12 protein-coding genes are annotated in these 14,053 nt (G+C 61.8%); 5 read left to right on the top strand and 7 right to left on the bottom strand.

Going from position 1 to position 14,053, the window contains the following annotated elements; genetic code table 11:
* The first annotated feature begins 100 nt into the window (after positions 1-100).
* Positions 101-1,993: an AsmA family protein gene (locus NE851_RS13865; protein ID WP_127431248.1), complete on the top strand. Its 1,893-nt coding sequence runs from the start codon at positions 101-103 to the stop codon at positions 1,991-1,993.
* Between the two features lie 61 nt (positions 1,994-2,054).
* Here the strand turns inward: NE851_RS13865 and NE851_RS13860 are convergent, their stop codons facing one another.
* The 5 genes from NE851_RS13860 to NE851_RS13840 all read right to left on the bottom strand — a co-directional run bounded on the left by NE851_RS13860 (position 2,055) and on the right by NE851_RS13840 (position 7,681).
* The gene (locus NE851_RS13860) at positions 2,055-2,873 is read right to left on the bottom strand and encodes an ABC transporter permease (RefSeq protein ID WP_018244860.1); all 819 of its coding nucleotides are present in this window, start codon (positions 2,871-2,873) and stop codon (positions 2,055-2,057) included.
* Between the two features lie 3 nt (positions 2,874-2,876).
* Complete coding sequence (locus tag NE851_RS13855) at positions 2,877-3,788, bottom strand: ABC transporter permease subunit (protein ID WP_029868001.1); 912 nt, start codon at positions 3,786-3,788, stop codon at positions 2,877-2,879.
* 4 nt (positions 3,789-3,792) lie between these two features.
* Complete coding sequence (locus NE851_RS13850; protein ID WP_029868002.1) at positions 3,793-4,935, bottom strand: ABC transporter ATP-binding protein; 1,143 nt, start codon at positions 4,933-4,935, stop codon at positions 3,793-3,795.
* A gap of 113 nt (positions 4,936-5,048) precedes the next feature.
* Positions 5,049-6,146 carry a polyamine ABC transporter substrate-binding protein gene (locus NE851_RS13845; protein WP_029868003.1) on the bottom strand — a complete coding sequence of 366 codons (1,098 nt, stop codon included), beginning with the start codon at positions 6,144-6,146 and terminating at the stop codon, positions 5,049-5,051.
* Positions 6,147-6,271: 125 nt separating this feature from the next.
* Positions 6,272-7,681 carry a helix-turn-helix domain-containing protein gene (locus NE851_RS13840; protein ID WP_097544572.1) on the bottom strand — a complete coding sequence of 470 codons (1,410 nt, stop codon included), beginning with the start codon at positions 7,679-7,681 and terminating at the stop codon, positions 6,272-6,274.
* Between the two features lie 188 nt (positions 7,682-7,869).
* Between NE851_RS13840 and aceA the strand changes: the two genes are divergently transcribed.
* The 3 genes from aceA to NE851_RS13825 all read left to right on the top strand — a co-directional run bounded on the left by aceA (position 7,870) and on the right by NE851_RS13825 (position 10,746).
* The gene (gene aceA, locus NE851_RS13835; RefSeq protein WP_168332618.1) at positions 7,870-9,159 is read left to right on the top strand and encodes an isocitrate lyase; all 1,290 of its coding nucleotides are present in this window, start codon (positions 7,870-7,872) and stop codon (positions 9,157-9,159) included.
* Positions 9,160-9,180: 21 nt separating this feature from the next.
* The gene (locus NE851_RS13830) at positions 9,181-9,417 is read left to right on the top strand and encodes an SMc00767 family acetate metabolism repressor (protein WP_029868006.1); all 237 of its coding nucleotides are present in this window, start codon (positions 9,181-9,183) and stop codon (positions 9,415-9,417) included.
* A 222-nt stretch (positions 9,418-9,639) separates the two neighbouring features.
* The gene (locus NE851_RS13825) at positions 9,640-10,746 is read left to right on the top strand and encodes a helix-turn-helix transcriptional regulator (RefSeq protein WP_183908804.1); all 1,107 of its coding nucleotides are present in this window, start codon (positions 9,640-9,642) and stop codon (positions 10,744-10,746) included.
* Between the two features lie 111 nt (positions 10,747-10,857).
* Here the strand turns inward: NE851_RS13825 and NE851_RS13820 are convergent, their stop codons facing one another.
* Complete coding sequence (locus NE851_RS13820) at positions 10,858-11,727, bottom strand: LysR family transcriptional regulator (RefSeq protein ID WP_183908802.1); 870 nt, start codon at positions 11,725-11,727, stop codon at positions 10,858-10,860.
* 90 nt (positions 11,728-11,817) lie between these two features.
* Between NE851_RS13820 and NE851_RS13815 the strand changes: the two genes are divergently transcribed.
* Entirely contained in the window at positions 11,818-12,054 is a 237-nt protein-coding gene (locus tag NE851_RS13815; protein WP_127431276.1) for a hypothetical protein, read from the top strand.
* On the opposite strand, the gene NE851_RS13810 is transcribed toward NE851_RS13815, so the two are convergent.
* Positions 12,027-13,874 carry a methyl-accepting chemotaxis protein gene (locus NE851_RS13810; RefSeq protein WP_183908800.1) on the bottom strand — a complete coding sequence of 616 codons (1,848 nt, stop codon included), beginning with the start codon at positions 13,872-13,874 and terminating at the stop codon, positions 12,027-12,029. The two genes, NE851_RS13815 and NE851_RS13810, sit on opposite strands and share 28 nt — an antisense overlap.
* Positions 13,875-14,053: the final 179 nt, after the last annotated feature.

Genomic DNA, 14,053 nt, shown 5'->3' with positions numbered 1-14,053 from the left:
GACGCGCGGCATTGCATGGGATTTGCATATGCCCGATATTTCCTATATCGGCCGAAACCAGCGCATAACGGGATGACCGGCTGCATTGCCGGCGGAGATCATGAGCACGTCAAGACATCGCAGGTGGCGCAGGAAGATCGGACCCGTTTCGCGCTGGCTTCCGGCCTTCGCCCGTGTATCGACGGTATTCCTGCTGATTGCGCTGGCGCTTTTCGTGGCGCTGCGGGTCGCCGCCCCCTATCTCATTTCCACCGGCTTCGTGCGCTCCGGCATCGAGGACGCGCTGTCGAAATGGACGGGCTACCATGCCGAGATCAAGGGCAGTCCGGTTCTCGAATTCTGGCCGACGCCGCGCATCACGCTGAACCAGGTCACCATCCGCCAGCCGCGCGAAAGCGGCGACAAGCTGCTCGGCAGCATTGAAAGCCTGTCGGCCGATTTCAGCCTCATCGACGCGCTCCGCGGGCGGACGAGTTTCCACGAATTCCACCTGCTGCGCCCCAGCCTGGCGCTGACGCGCGACGAGAAGGGGCTGATCGACTGGAGTTATGCCGGCCTGCTCGCACGCGCGATCAGCGGCGTGCGCTACGAAAACGGAGCGGAGGTGCTCGATCCCGATCTCGATGCCGAGATCGGCGCGTTGACCGTCGAGGATGGCACGCTTGTGGTCACCGACATCAAGAGCGCCAAGGCCTTTCATTTCGACAGCGTCACCGCAGATATCGCTTGGCCGAGACTGTCCGGCGCGATCTCGGCGGTCATCATCGCCCGCATCAACGGCCAGGACCTGAAGATCGATTTCGCCTCGCGCCAGCCGCTGCTCGCCTTTGCCGGCCGGAATGCCGAGGCACGGACGTCGCTCACGTCAAACCTGCTGACGGCGCATTTCCAGGGCGTTGCCAGCATCGCCAACCTTTCGGCCCTTTCCGGCAATGTCACCGCCAGCATCCCCGATGTGCCGGCCCTTCTGGCATGGTCGGGCGAATCTGTCCCGGGCATCGGGACGCTGAAGAGCGCCTCGCTGGAATCCGACATCATGTCGTCGGGCAGCGGGCTGCGCTTCAACAATCTCAGCCTCTCCCTGAACGAAGCGAGCGCCACCGGGGTGATGGATCTCTTTACCCAGCCCGGCAAACGGCCGAAGATCGGCGGCACGCTCGCTTTCGACCAGATGAACCTCAAGCCCTTCCTCGATGCCTTCGCGCTCAGGCTCGCAGCCGGAGAGGCAGAAGAAATCTCCGCCGGCATCACTGGGCCGCTGCAGATGCTCGATGTCGACGTCAGGCTTTCGGCACGGCGCGCGCAAATGGGTCTCTTCGAGCTTTCCGATGTCGGCGCCAGCATGATCGTGGCCGGCGGCGAGGCGAAATTCGATATTGGCGACAGCCAGTTCGAAGGCGGCGAGATGACCGCGCATCTGGAAGCGACGCAGCGTGACTTCGACGGTGGCGGCAAGTTGCAGCTATCGATCCGCGATGCCGACTTCGCAGCTCTTGCCGAGCGCCTGCAGCTGAAAGGTCCGCTGCCGCTGGCGACAGGATCGCTCGATCTCGACCTCCGGTCGCCGAAGGCGATATGGACGACCGGCCTTGCCGACGTCACCGGCAAGCTGCGCTTCTGGACGAAGCAAGGCACGATCCCCGGCATCGATGCCGCAGCGCTCCGCACGCAGGCAGCCGAAAAGCCGTTCTTTCCGCTGAGCGCGGCGGCAGGCGGCGCCTTCACCTTCAACCAGCTGAACCTGCAGGCCGATTTCGCCAACGGCACCGCCGAGATGCACGACGCCCATATTGCCGGCGCCACGGAGACGCTGACGCTTTCCGGCGTCATTACCTACCAGTCGAACGGGCTGGCGCTTTCCGGATCGCTGGAGGCAACCGATCCGGCCAAGGCGGCAGAGCTGCCGCTTCTGCCGTTCTTCGTCGGCGGTTCATGGCCCAACCCGGTGATCTCGCCAGTGCCGCTTTTCGGCAATACGCCGCACGCGCAATAGAGCATTTCCGTTTTCGTCGAAAAACGGAAGCGCTTCATCTTTTGTTTCATGCAATTTCAGCTCACGCGCCGGCCGCAGCGGCACGCTCATCCCTCTGGCGCTGTGTTTCGCGGCGCTTGGTGATGATCGAGGCGCAGATGACGCCGAAGGCGACGACGCCGATCAGGATCGTGCACACCGCATTGATCTCGGGCGTCACACCGAGGCGGACCTGGCTGTAAATCCTCATCGGCAGCGTGGTGGCGCCCGGCCCCGAGGTGAAGCTCGCAATCACCAGATCGTCGAGTGAGAGGGTGAAGGCAAGGATCCAGCCGGAGAGCACGGCTGGCGCGATGATCGGCAGGGTGATCTCGAAGAAAGTGCGCACCGGCGGCGCGCCGAGATCCTGCGCCGCTTCCTCGATCGAATGATCGAAACTCAGCAGGCGCGACTGGACGACGACGGCGACAAAGCACATGGTCAGCGTCGTATGCGCGAGCGTGATCGTCCAGAAGCCACGGTCGAGACCGATCGCCACAAAGAGCAGCAGCAATGACAGGCCGGTGATGACCTCCGGCATGACGAGCGGTGCATAGACCATGCCCGAAAACAGCATGCGGCCGCGAAAGCGGGTGTAACGCACCAATGTCAGCGCCGCCATCGTGCCGAGGATGGTTGCAAATGTTGCCGACAGCAGTCCGACGCGCAGCGTCACCCAGGCAGCGTCGAGCAAGGCCTGATTGCTCATCAACGAGACATACCATTTCGTCGAGAAGCCGCCCCAGACGGTTACGAGTTTGGATTCGTTGAAGGAGAAAATGACGAGAAGCACGATCGGCAGATAGAGGAAGGCGAAGCCGAGCGTGACGGAGACGATATTGAAACGGGTCCATTTCAGCATGGTTTATTTCCCCCGCTCTTCGGCTTTGGCCTGGACATTCTGGAAGAAGACGATCGGGATGACCAGGATCAGCAACAGGATGGTCGCCACCGCCGAGGAGACCGGCCAGTCGCGATTGGAATTGAACTCGTTCCACAGCGTCTTGCCGATCATCAGCGTCTGCGACCCGCCGAGCAGATCGGGGATGACGAATTCGCCGACGGCGGGGATGAAGACCAGCATGCAGCCGGCCACCACGCCGGGGATCGACAGCGGGAAGGTGACGCGCCAGAAGGCGGTGATCGGCGGGCAGCCGAGATCCTGCGCTGCCTCGATCAGCGTGCCGTCCATCTTCTCGAGCGCCGAATAAAGCGGCAGTACCATGAAGGGGAGATACGAATAGACGATGCCGATATAGACGGCGGTATTGGTGTTGAGGATGATCAGCGGCGCATCGATCAGGTGCAGCGACAGCAGCAGCTGGTTGAACAGGCCCTCCGGCTTGAGGATGGCGATCCAGGCGTAGACGCGGATCAGGAAGCTCGTCCAGAAGGGCAGGATGACAAGCATGACCAGCGTCGGCCGCAGGCCACGTGGCGCCTGCGCCATGCCGTAGGCGATCGGATAGGCGATCAGCAGCGTCAGGAGGGTGGAGATCGCGGCGATCACCACACTCGACACATAGGCGTTGAAATAGAGCGGGTCGTCGGTCAGGTAGGTGTAATTGTCGAAGGAGAATTCGCCGATCTTACTTAAGAGGCCGGCCCAGCCGTCGGCGAAGGAGAAGACAGGCTCATAGGGCGGCATGGCGATCGCCGTCGTCGACATCGAAATGCGGAAGACGATGAAGAAGGGCGCCAGGAAGAAGAGCAGCAGCCAGGCGTAAGGGATGACGATGACGAGGCGATTGTAGAGGCCGGAGGTGAGCTTGCCCATGACGTCAATCCTTCAGCAGGACGCCGGCATTCTCGTCGAAGGAGACCCAGACTTCCTGATCGTAGGTGAAGGGGTCGTCGACGGAGCGCTGCGCATTGAGGGACGAGGCCTTGACGATATTGCCGCTCTGCAATTTCACATGGAAGACGGTCATGTCGCCGAGATAGGCGATATCCCAGAGTTCGCCTTTGGCGGCGTTGACGGACGCGTTGGCGGGAGCCGTGCGCCCGACCCGCATCTTCTCCGGCCGGATGGCGAAGCCGACGGCGCTGCCTGCAGAAGGTGTTTCGGAAGCGGCGACACGCACGCTGAAGCCGCTGTCGACTGATATCTCGACGGTGCCGTTGCCCGATGAGGCGACCTTGCCGTCGAAAATGTTCACGTCGCCGATGAAATCCGCGACGAAACGGCAATTCGGCGCTTCGTAGATCTCGGCCGGCGTCGCCACCTGCACCACCTTGCCGTGGCTCATGACGGCGATACGGTCTGCCATGGTCATCGCCTCTTCCTGGTCGTGGGTGACGACGACGAAGGTAAGTCCAAGATTCTGCTGCAGGTCCATCAGCTCGAACTGGGTTTCCTCGCGCAGCTTCTTGTCGAGCGCGCCGAGCGGTTCGTCGAGCAGCAGCACCTTGGGACGCTTGGCGAGCGAGCGGGCCAGCGCCACGCGCTGGCGCTGGCCACCGGAAAGCTGGTTCGGTTTGCGGGAGGCAAACTGCTCCAGCTTGACGAGCTTCAACATCTGCAAGACGCGGTCAGTCATCTCGTCCTTCGCCATGCCATCCTGTTTCAGGCCGAAGGCGATGTTCTTCTCGACCGTCATGTGCGGGAAAAGCGCATAGGACTGGAACATCATATTGACGGGGCGCCGATAGGGCGGCGTACCGGCCATATCGGTGCCATCGAGGACGATTTCGCCCGAGGTCGGCTGCTCGAAGCCGGCGAGCATGCGCAGAAGCGTCGACTTGCCGCAGCCGGAAGCGCCGAGCAGCGCGAAGAACTCGCGGTGATAAATATCGAGCGACAGGTTATCGACGGCGGTGAAATCACCGAAACGCTTGGTGACGTTCTTGATGGATATGAAGGGCTTGGCGGACGGATCGGTCCAAGGTGCGAACGAGCGGCGAATATTGCCTAGAGACTTCATATTGTTCCCCGAAAATGCATTCTTTGCTTTTATTCTTGGCTTTTGCTCCCGGTTTCACCCGGCCGGGATCGTCAAAAAAAGGCCCGGACGTTTCCGTCCGGGCCGTTATTCTATCATTGGCCGGTGACCACGGTGGTCCATAGCCGCGTCACGATCCGCTGCGTCTTCGGATCGAGCGGCGGAACGGTGAAGAGTTTCGCCATTACCTCCGGCGTCGGGTAGATCGCCGTATCGTCGAGGACCTCCTTGTCGAGGAACTGCTGCGACGCCTTGTTGCCGTTGGCGTAGAAGACGAAGTTCGAGGCCTTGGCGATCACCTCCGGCTTCATCATGTAGTTGATGAATTCATGGGCTTCGGCGACATGCGGCGCATCCTTCGGAATGCCGAAGACGTCGAAGAAGATCTGGGCGCCTTGCGACGGGACCGAGTAGTCGACCTTCACGCCGGCATTGGCTTCCTTAGCACGGTCGCGGGCCTGGAACATATCGCCGGAATAACCGAGCGCAATGCAGATATCGCCGTTCGCCAGCGCGCTGATATATTCGGAAGAATGGAACTTGCGGACGAACGGGCGGACGGCCGTGAGAACCTCCTGCGCCTTCTTGAGATCGGCGGGATCGGTGCTGTTCGGATTGAGCCCGAGATAGGCGAGCGCCGAGGGCACGACGTCGGTTGGGGAATCCAGCATATAGATGCCGCAATCCTTGAGTTTAGCTGCTTTCGCCGGATCGAACAACGCGTCCCAATTGGGCTTTTCGTCGGTGCCGAGGGCGGCTTTGACCTTGTCGACATTATAGCCGATGCCCGTCGTACCCCACATGTAGTCGACGCTGTATTCATTGCCGGGGTCGAAGGACGCCACGCCCTTCATGATGACGTCCCACATGTTGACCAGGTTCGGCAGCTTCGACTTGTCGAGCTTCTGGTAAACGCCGGCGGCGATCTGGCGCTGCATGAAGGATACGGTGGGGACGACGACGTCATAACCCGAACCACCAGCCAAGAGCTTGGTTTCCAGCGTCTCGTTAGAATCGAAAGTGTCGTAGACGACCTTGATGCCGGTTTCCTTGGTGAAATCCTCGAGGATGGAACTGTCGATATAATCCGACCAGTTGTAGACGTTGACCACGCGCTCCTGCGAAAAGGCCGGAGCGGCAGCAAGGAGTGCGGTAACGGCGGCGGCCGTCACGCATAGGATGGTTGACCTCATAACTTCTCCTGTTTGTTCAAAGATTCCGCACCCCCGGACATCTTTTCCCTCTGGTTTTCCACGCAGACTAAGAAGGAATTTCACAGCCCACAAGCGCAAAATCCAGCGCCCTCAACGATTTCACGTCACTGGAAGTCGAAGGCGCTGAGCCCTGCCACCATCTCGTCGAGCCCGAGCGGTCTGGTCACCGGCGGCTCAGCCCGGGAAAGGCAGCCGCGTCGCTCGCAAAGGCGACAGGCCGGACCGATTTCGACCGGATCGAGCGCCATCGCCTGCCCGTAGACCACACCTCCGCCAAGGGCAGCGTCGCAGCCGATCAGGATCGCGGTGCGCCTTAGCCTTTCGCCGAATTCGACACTCGGTCCCTCCAGGGTGCGGGCGACCGTCAAGAAGGATGCGCCATCCGGCATGACCACGGTTTCGGCGAGGATCTGGCCCGGCTGCAGGAAGGCGGCGTGGATATTGAGCTTCGGACAGCCGCCGCCGAACCGGGCCTGCGGAAAGCCCTGGGCGCCCGCCCGGCGCAGCCGGTGGCCTGCGGCATCGATCTCGATCAGGAAGAAGGGAATGGCCGCCGCCCCGGGGCGCTGCAGCATGGCAAGGCGCGCGGCGGCATGACCGAAGGAGACGCCGAAGCGCGCGCGCAGAATATCGATATCGTAACGCGTCGCCTTCGCCGCCGAAAGGAAAGCCTCGTAGGGCATTGCCAGCGCTAAGGCTGCGATGCGGGCAAGCTCGAAGCGGGCGATGCGGCGCGCCTCGGCGGAGGAGAGCGGGATATCGCCGAGCTCGGCATCGATTGCCGGCAGCAGTGCCAGAGTTGCCGCCTCGATTGATATCTCATGCGCCCGGTCAGCCGGCGACAGCCGCTCGGAGATGAAAAGCCGCATCGAATGGCGATCGAAACGGCGGCGCAGATCGGGCATGACGTGGACGGGCAGGACGCGCACCGCGATGCCGCGCTCGGAACGCAACCAATCCTTCAGCCCGGCGGCAAGATCGAGGCCACCGGGGAGCGTTGCGGCAAAGGCTTCTGCCGCCGTCTCGATCCGTCCGAAATAGCCGGACCTGCGCTCCAGCGTCTCGCGCACCTCGTCTAGCGGCAACCGGCCGGTGGCGACCGGCGCATGCCCCTCGGCGGCCATCAGCGCCGTCAGATCGGATAGCCTTGCCGCCTGCTCGCGATAGGCGCGGTAGAGCTTGATCATGCCGCTCGCGGCATTGGGTGCTGCCTCGGCCACCTCCACCAATTCCTGATCACCCGGCAGCTCGCCCGACAGCAGCGGATCGGCAAAAATCTCCTTGAGCTGGTCGAGACTGCCGCCGGTCTGCCCCCGCAATTCCTCCAGATCGACCCTGTAGACGCTTGCAAGCTTGAGAAGGAGTTGCACCGTCAACGGCCGCTGGTTGCGCTCGATCAGGTTCAGGTAGGACGGCGATATTTCCAGCGCCTCGGCCATGGCGGTCTGCGTCAGCGCCAGCGCATTGCGGATGCGCCTGACTTTCGGGCCTGCGAATATCTTCCGTTCCGCCATGTCACACCCTTTGACAAGCTCCAAGCGCTGTATTTACAAAATTTTACAAATTCACAGCGCCAATCTGTCAATCCTCGTCATCTTAACCTCTTTCCGAGCAGGAAATCAAAGGTTTTTCTGGTCATGACGGCTGATATTGTCAATCTTGTCATGACCACCCTTTATCGGCTTTTAGTGAGGAGAGCAGCATGACCGATTTTTACAAACTTGTCCCAAACGCATCAGCTAATCGTTTCGACGGCATTGAGAGACCCTACTCGGCCGACGACGTGCAGCGGCTCAGGGGCTCGGTGGCGCTGCGCCATACGCTGGCCGAAATGGGGGCGGACCGGTTGTGGCGGCTCATTCACCAGGAGGATTTCGTCAATGCGCTCGGCGCACTTTCCGGCAATCAGGCCATGCAGATGGTGCGCGCCGGGCTGAAGGCGATCTATCTCTCCGGCTGGCAGGTGGCGGCCGACGCCAATACGGCATCGGCGATGTATCCCGACCAGTCCCTCTATCCGGCCAATGCCGGTCCGGAACTGGCCAAGCGCATCAACCGCACGCTGCAGCGCGCCGATCAGATCGAGACCGCGGAAGGCCAGGGGCTTTCCGTCGAGACCTGGTTCGCGCCGATCGTTGCCGATGCGGAAGCAGGCTTCGGCGGACCGCTCAACGCCTTCGAAATCATGAAGGCCTATATCGAGGCGGGTGCCGCCGGCGTTCACTTCGAGGACCAGCTCGCTTCGGAGAAGAAATGCGGCCATCTCGGCGGCAAGGTGCTGATCCCGACGGCCGCTCATATCCGCAATCTCGATGCCGCTCGGCTTGCCGCCGACGTCATGGGCGTTGCGACGCTGGTCATCGCTCGCACCGACGCGGAGGCGGCAAAGCTGCTGACCTCAGACATCGACGAGCGCGACCAGCCCTTCGTCGACTATGATGCCGGCCGCACGGTGGAAGGTTTCTATCAGGTCAGAAACGGCATCGAGCCCTGCATCGCGCGCGCCGTCGCCTATGCGCCGCATTGCGATCTCATCTGGTGCGAAACCTCGAAGCCGGACCTCGAGCAGGCGCGGCGCTTTGCCGAAGGCGTGCACAAGGTCTACCCCGGCAAGCTGCTCGCCTATAATTGCTCGCCCTCCTTCAACTGGAAGAAGAACCTCGACGAGGCGACGATCGCACGGTTCCAGCGCGAACTCGGCGCAATGGGCTACAAGTTCCAGTTCATCACGCTCGCCGGCTTCCACCAGCTGAACTTCGGCATGTACGAACTGGCGCGCGGCTACCGGCAGCGGCAGATGTCGGCCTATTCCGAACTGCAACAGGCGGAATTCGCCGCCGAGGTCAACGGCTATACCGCCACCAAACATCAGCGCGAGGTCGGCACCGGCTATTTCGACGCCGTGTCGCTCGCCATCACCGGCGGTCGGTCTTCGACAACCGCGATGCACGATTCAACTGAACATGCGCAGTTCAAGCCGGCTGCGGAATAACCCGAAGAGGAGGAGAATATCATGGCATCCATCACACGCGTCCGGGAACGGGCCGAAGAGCAGACGACCAGCATGAGCGAGGATCAGCAGACGACGATCCGCATGCTCGCCAACGACCTGCATCGGCTGAACCAATCGGTCATGAAAGCCGTCGAGGCCGGCGTCTCGGTCGAACTGGTGCGCTCGGCCCGTCATCACGGCGGCGACGGCAACTGGGGCGACCTGCTGATTCCGGTCGTCGTCACCAACCGGCATTGACGAAGACGACCAGCGGCGGGCTGCCGTGTCGGCCCGCATTTCCCAATCGGAGCGCCTGCGCATCGGAGAGACGCGCGGGCGCTCATTCCTTTCGAAAACCCGTCCCGATTTGGGGCTTGGGCGCCGGGTGGCGCGATGCGCCTGCACGCCCTTTACAATTTGATGCAATTGTCACCGCCGCCTGGTCGGGCCATAATGGCGCATCTTCGAACGGAATTGCCCATGCCCGGCGCGCCGCACCCCAAACTCGAAGCCTTGACCGATCTGATCTACGCCGCCCTGTTCGGCGAGACGACGTGGCAGACGTTTCTCGACGCTTTGAACGGGACGATGCCGGATGCGAAATCCACGCTGTTCTTCCACGATGCCATCGCCCGCACCGGCGGCCTGTCGCTTGCTTCAGGCATTCAGGATACGGAAGCCGAAGCCTATAACCACTATTATGCGAGGATCAATCCGTGGATGCCCAAGGCCGCTGTCCGGCCGGTCGGCCTCGGCGTCATCGCCGAGCAGATGCTGCCGAGAAGCGATCTCATCAAGACCGAATTCTACAATGACTTCGTCCGCAGCATCGGCTGCGAAAGCAGTGTCGGCGTCACCATCATGCGGGAGAATGGTCGCTCCTTCAATTTGTCGACGCTGACCTCTTCGGCCGATCCCGACAACAACCGGGTGAATGCCGACCTGCTGAGCGATCTCGCCCCGCATCTCAGACGCGCCTTCGATTTCATACGACGCGATCGCCGCGATCCCGAGAATGATGAAAACGGGCTGGCGCTCTTCGATGCGATCGGCGCCGGCGTCGTCTATCTCGGCGAGAACCAGCAGATCCGTTCGCTCAACAGGGTGGCGGAGCGGATGCTCGCCGAGGGCAACTGCATCGGCACCGGCCCATCCGGACACCTCGTCATCCATGATCCGGCGCTGGGCGCCCGGCTCGATATGCTGAGCCGTCATCATCATTCAGCCGTAAGCCCGCCACCATCGACGACGCTCGTCAAGACGAAAGCCGGCAGCGTCAGATGTACGCTCGTCAGGCTGCAATCGGATTTCATCACCGCCTTCCTGGAAGGTCCGACGATCGCACTGATCATCGAGCGCACAGGCATGGCGCTGAGGAGCGATATCAACGAGGCGCTGGCGCGCAGCAACCAGTTGACGGCGGCCGAGATGCGGATCGCCTCGGCGATTGCCGGCGGGCTTTCACTGCGTGAAGCCGCCACGACGCATGATGTCAGCTATGAGACGGCCCGCTCGCATCTCAAGAGCATCTATTCCAAACTCGGGGTGAACAGCCAGGTGGCGCTGGTGCGCCGGTTGATGCCGTAGCTTTTTGCTCGAGCGCGTCGCGATCGTTCAGATGCGCTTGCCGCGCTTTAAGTCTTTGTTTTTACACATGTCGTTATCGTAAAACCGCTGCACACTTTGGCGCGACATGTTCTAACCTCGGCTCGGCCGTTTTCCGGCGAAGAGATCGGCATAACTTCTGATGAGCTTGGTCATGCGGTCGGCGACCGTGCGGATCTCCGGGCGATGGCGGTCCTCGGCATTCATGACGATCCATTGCCGATGGCGCAATTCCGGCAATTCGCCGCCCTGCCGCTGCAATTCAGGATGGAGATCGCCGACGAAACAGGGAAGTACGGTCTTGCCGGCGCCGGCGCGCACCAGATCCGGCAGCGAACGCGGCCGATTGACGGTGGCGACGATCCCTGTCGCGGCATGGGCGTGCGGCCAGCGCAGATAGGCCGATATCGCCTCCTCCTCGGCAACCGCAATCCAGCGCTCGTCGGTCTCGGCAGTGTTGCGTCTGATATAGACGGCATAGGCCACCTCCCCGAGCTGACGTGCGGCGAGATTGGCCTCCTCGGGCTCAAAGGCGCGAATACCGATATCGCTCTCGCGATAGGCAAGGCTTGCCCGCGCCTCGCCGATGGTCAGCGAAATGGCGAAGGCGTCGCCCGGCATGCGGATTGCGGTAAAATTCTCGGTCAGCAGCCAAGCGAGCCAGGTGCCGGCGGCGACCCTGACGGTCGTGCCGCCGTCGCCGGATTGCCGCCACGCCGCCACCTTGCGGGCGGCGGCCTCCATCTCCTGAAGGTGATCGAGCAGCGCCTGGCCATCGTGTGTCAGACGATATCCGGTCTGGCTGCGCGAAAACAATGCGCGGCCGATCTCCTGTTCGAGATCGAGCATGCGACGGCCGACGGTTGCCGGGCTCAGTCCACTTGCGGTGCTTGCCCCGGTCAAGCCGCCGAGCCGGGCGACCTGCAGGAAAAGCTGATAGGAATCCCAACTTGCGTTTTTCATTGGTGAAAAACATAGCGGAATTTTCCCCGTTTATAAAGAGAAATTCGATGCCTAGATCAGGTGATGTCTGACATAGGAAAGGACATTGCCATGATCGACATGATGACCATCGCAGGCACTATCGGATACCGACATTCCGGCAGACGATGCGACTCCAGGGCAGACGAGGACAGATTCTATGCCGAGTTCGGAGACAACAGCCTCATTCGTTTCGGCGGTTGGCTGACGTCGCTTGATCTCTATCTGAGAAAGCCCCGCAAGGCCGCAGTGCAATCCTGCGGCAGCTGCGACCGTACGGTTCAGGCGACCCTTCTTGCCCCGAGATGAGCAGGTGCGGTTTCTGCGACGATGCGGAACCGCTCGATCAGCGCCATCAGCGTATCGGCCTCGCCGGCGAGCAGGCGGCTTGCCTGCGTCGTCTCGGCCACCATCGACGCGTTCTTCTGGGTCATCTGGTCCATGGCGTTGACGGAACCGTTGACCTCCTGCAGCGCCGCCGACTGATCCCGGCTCGCAGTGGCGATGGTCTCGACATGGCCGCTGATGGCGATAATTTCCTGGCTGATCGAGGCAAGGACGCTGCCGGTCTTCTGGACCAGTTCGGAACCTGCCGTGACTTCCCGGCTCGATGTCTCGATCAGCGACTTGATCTCGCGCGCCGCATCGGCCGAACGTTGGGCGAGTTCGCGGACCTCCTGGGCGACGACGGCAAAACCCTTGCCCGCCTCGCCGGCGCGCGCCGCCTCGATGCCGGCATTCAACGCCAGAAGATTGGTCTGGAAGGCGATGTCGTCGATCACCTCGATGATCTGCTCGATGCGCTGCGAGGCCTCTTCGATGCGCTCCATCGCGGCGACGGCATCGCCGACCACGGCGCCGGAATTGTCGGCCGTCCTCTTGGTCGCAGCCACGACATTGTTGGCTTCACGGGCACGCTCGGCGGAAGACCGAACCGTGACGGTGATTTCTTCCACCGCGGCCGCGGTCTCTTCGAGGTTTGCCGCCTGCGCCTCGGTGCGCTTCGAGAGCTCGCTGGCAGAGACGGAGACGGCGCTGCTGTTGCGCTGGATCGTCGAGGCGCTGTCGCGGATACCGGAGAGCGTATCCTGAAGCCGCAGGAGTGAGGCGTTGAAATCGACGCGCAGCTGCTCCAGCCGGCCGACGAAGGGCGTGCCGATCGTCTGCGAGACATCGCCCTGCGACAGGCGCCCCAGGCCGGCGGCAAGCTGGTTGACGGCAAAGTCGATCTGGCCGTCAAGGGAGCGCTTGTCGGCATCGTTCCTGGCGCGTTCGGCATCGCTCAGAGCGCGCTGTTCGGCAGCCTGGGTTTCCAGATCGCGCCGCGCCCGGGCACTGTCGCGGAAAAGCGCCAGGGCCCGGCCGATGTCGCCGAACTCGTTCTTCTTGGCGACGCAAGGGATGGTGCCCTCAAGATCGCCCGCGGAGATCGAATGGACGCTCGCGGTCAACGCCTGCAAAGGCTTCACCGACAGGCGGATCGCGTAGAAGGCGACAACGCCGACGATCAGCATGACGATGGCGCCGATGCCGAGAACCAGGATCTGCAGCTCATTCAGGCGCTGGTAATAAACCTCCATCGGAATGCCGATGAAGAGAATGCCGACATTGGCGTTCGATGCATTCTTGATGGGAAAGTAACCGGTGATGAACTGGCGGCCGAAAAGCACCGCCGGGCCGTAATAGGCCTCGCCCTTGGCGAGAACCGGCTGGGCAGGGTGCTCGGCTGCGAGCTTGGTGCCGACGGCACGATCGCCGTTTTCCTTCTTGACGTTCGTGGATATGCGGACGTAGTCGCTGCCCTGCTTTTGGAAGATGGTCGCGACACCGGCAATCGACTGCGCCGTGCGGTCGACCAGCGAATGATCGGCAAGTGCCGGAATGGCGTCTTCCGTCACGGCAGAGAGCTGATTGTCCTTGAGCTCGATCTTTGCGCCCTGATCGGCCGCGCCGTAGAGGACGGCCATCGCGCGGGCGGCCTCTTTCGCGTCGGAGATCGCCCCGCCCATGACATGATTGCTCAAATTATAATAGGTCACGCCGACGATAGCGGCCGTGCTGATCGCCAGCAGAAACAATGTGATCGCAACGATCTGGCGTACGATCGACGTCGAGAAAAGGCGCAGCATCAAAACCCCCGGGATAAACCAAGGCTAGATTAAGCCAAAAGCGTTAAGGAAAATTTTCCGTAAATCAGGGCTGCGGGAGATATTCACCTGTCTCGTTTTTAGACGTCTTCTGACCATGGCGGCTCGACAGACTGGCGGACATTCAAGGCTATTCTCCTACCGTTCAAATCTCTTCAATC

This window comes from Rhizobium anhuiense bv. trifolii (assembly GCF_024346605.1).
In the GTDB taxonomy this organism is placed as follows: domain Bacteria; phylum Pseudomonadota; class Alphaproteobacteria; order Rhizobiales; family Rhizobiaceae; genus Rhizobium; species Rhizobium anhuiense.
This window is presented reverse-complemented; position numbering and strand designations above follow the sequence as displayed.

What these genes read in the sequence shown, in the direction of transcription:
- NE851_RS13830 (WP_029868006.1), top strand. Translation starts at nt 9,181, where the DNA reads ATGGCATCCATCACACGCGTCCGGGAACGGGCCGAAGAGCAGACGACC.
- NE851_RS13845 (WP_029868003.1), bottom strand. Translation starts at nt 6,146, where the DNA reads ATGAGGTCAACCATCCTATGCGTGACGGCCGCCGCCGTTACCGCACTC.
- NE851_RS13820 (WP_183908802.1), bottom strand. Translation starts at nt 11,727, where the DNA reads ATGAAAAACGCAAGTTGGGATTCCTATCAGCTTTTCCTGCAGGTCGCC.
- NE851_RS13855 (WP_029868001.1), bottom strand. Translation starts at nt 3,788, where the DNA reads ATGGGCAAGCTCACCTCCGGCCTCTACAATCGCCTCGTCATCGTCATC.
- NE851_RS13840 (WP_097544572.1), bottom strand. Translation starts at nt 7,681, where the DNA reads ATGGCGGAACGGAAGATATTCGCAGGCCCGAAAGTCAGGCGCATCCGC.
- NE851_RS13825 (WP_183908804.1), top strand. Translation starts at nt 9,640, where the DNA reads ATGCCCGGCGCGCCGCACCCCAAACTCGAAGCCTTGACCGATCTGATC.
- NE851_RS13860 (WP_018244860.1), bottom strand. Translation starts at nt 2,873, where the DNA reads ATGCTGAAATGGACCCGTTTCAATATCGTCTCCGTCACGCTCGGCTTC.
- NE851_RS13810 (WP_183908800.1), bottom strand. Translation starts at nt 13,874, where the DNA reads ATGCTGCGCCTTTTCTCGACGTCGATCGTACGCCAGATCGTTGCGATC.
- NE851_RS13815 (WP_127431276.1), top strand. Translation starts at nt 11,818, where the DNA reads ATGATCGACATGATGACCATCGCAGGCACTATCGGATACCGACATTCC.
- NE851_RS13865 (WP_127431248.1), top strand. Translation starts at nt 101, where the DNA reads ATGAGCACGTCAAGACATCGCAGGTGGCGCAGGAAGATCGGACCCGTT.
- NE851_RS13850 (WP_029868002.1), bottom strand. Translation starts at nt 4,935, where the DNA reads ATGAAGTCTCTAGGCAATATTCGCCGCTCGTTCGCACCTTGGACCGAT.
- aceA (WP_168332618.1), top strand. Translation starts at nt 7,870, where the DNA reads ATGACCGATTTTTACAAACTTGTCCCAAACGCATCAGCTAATCGTTTC.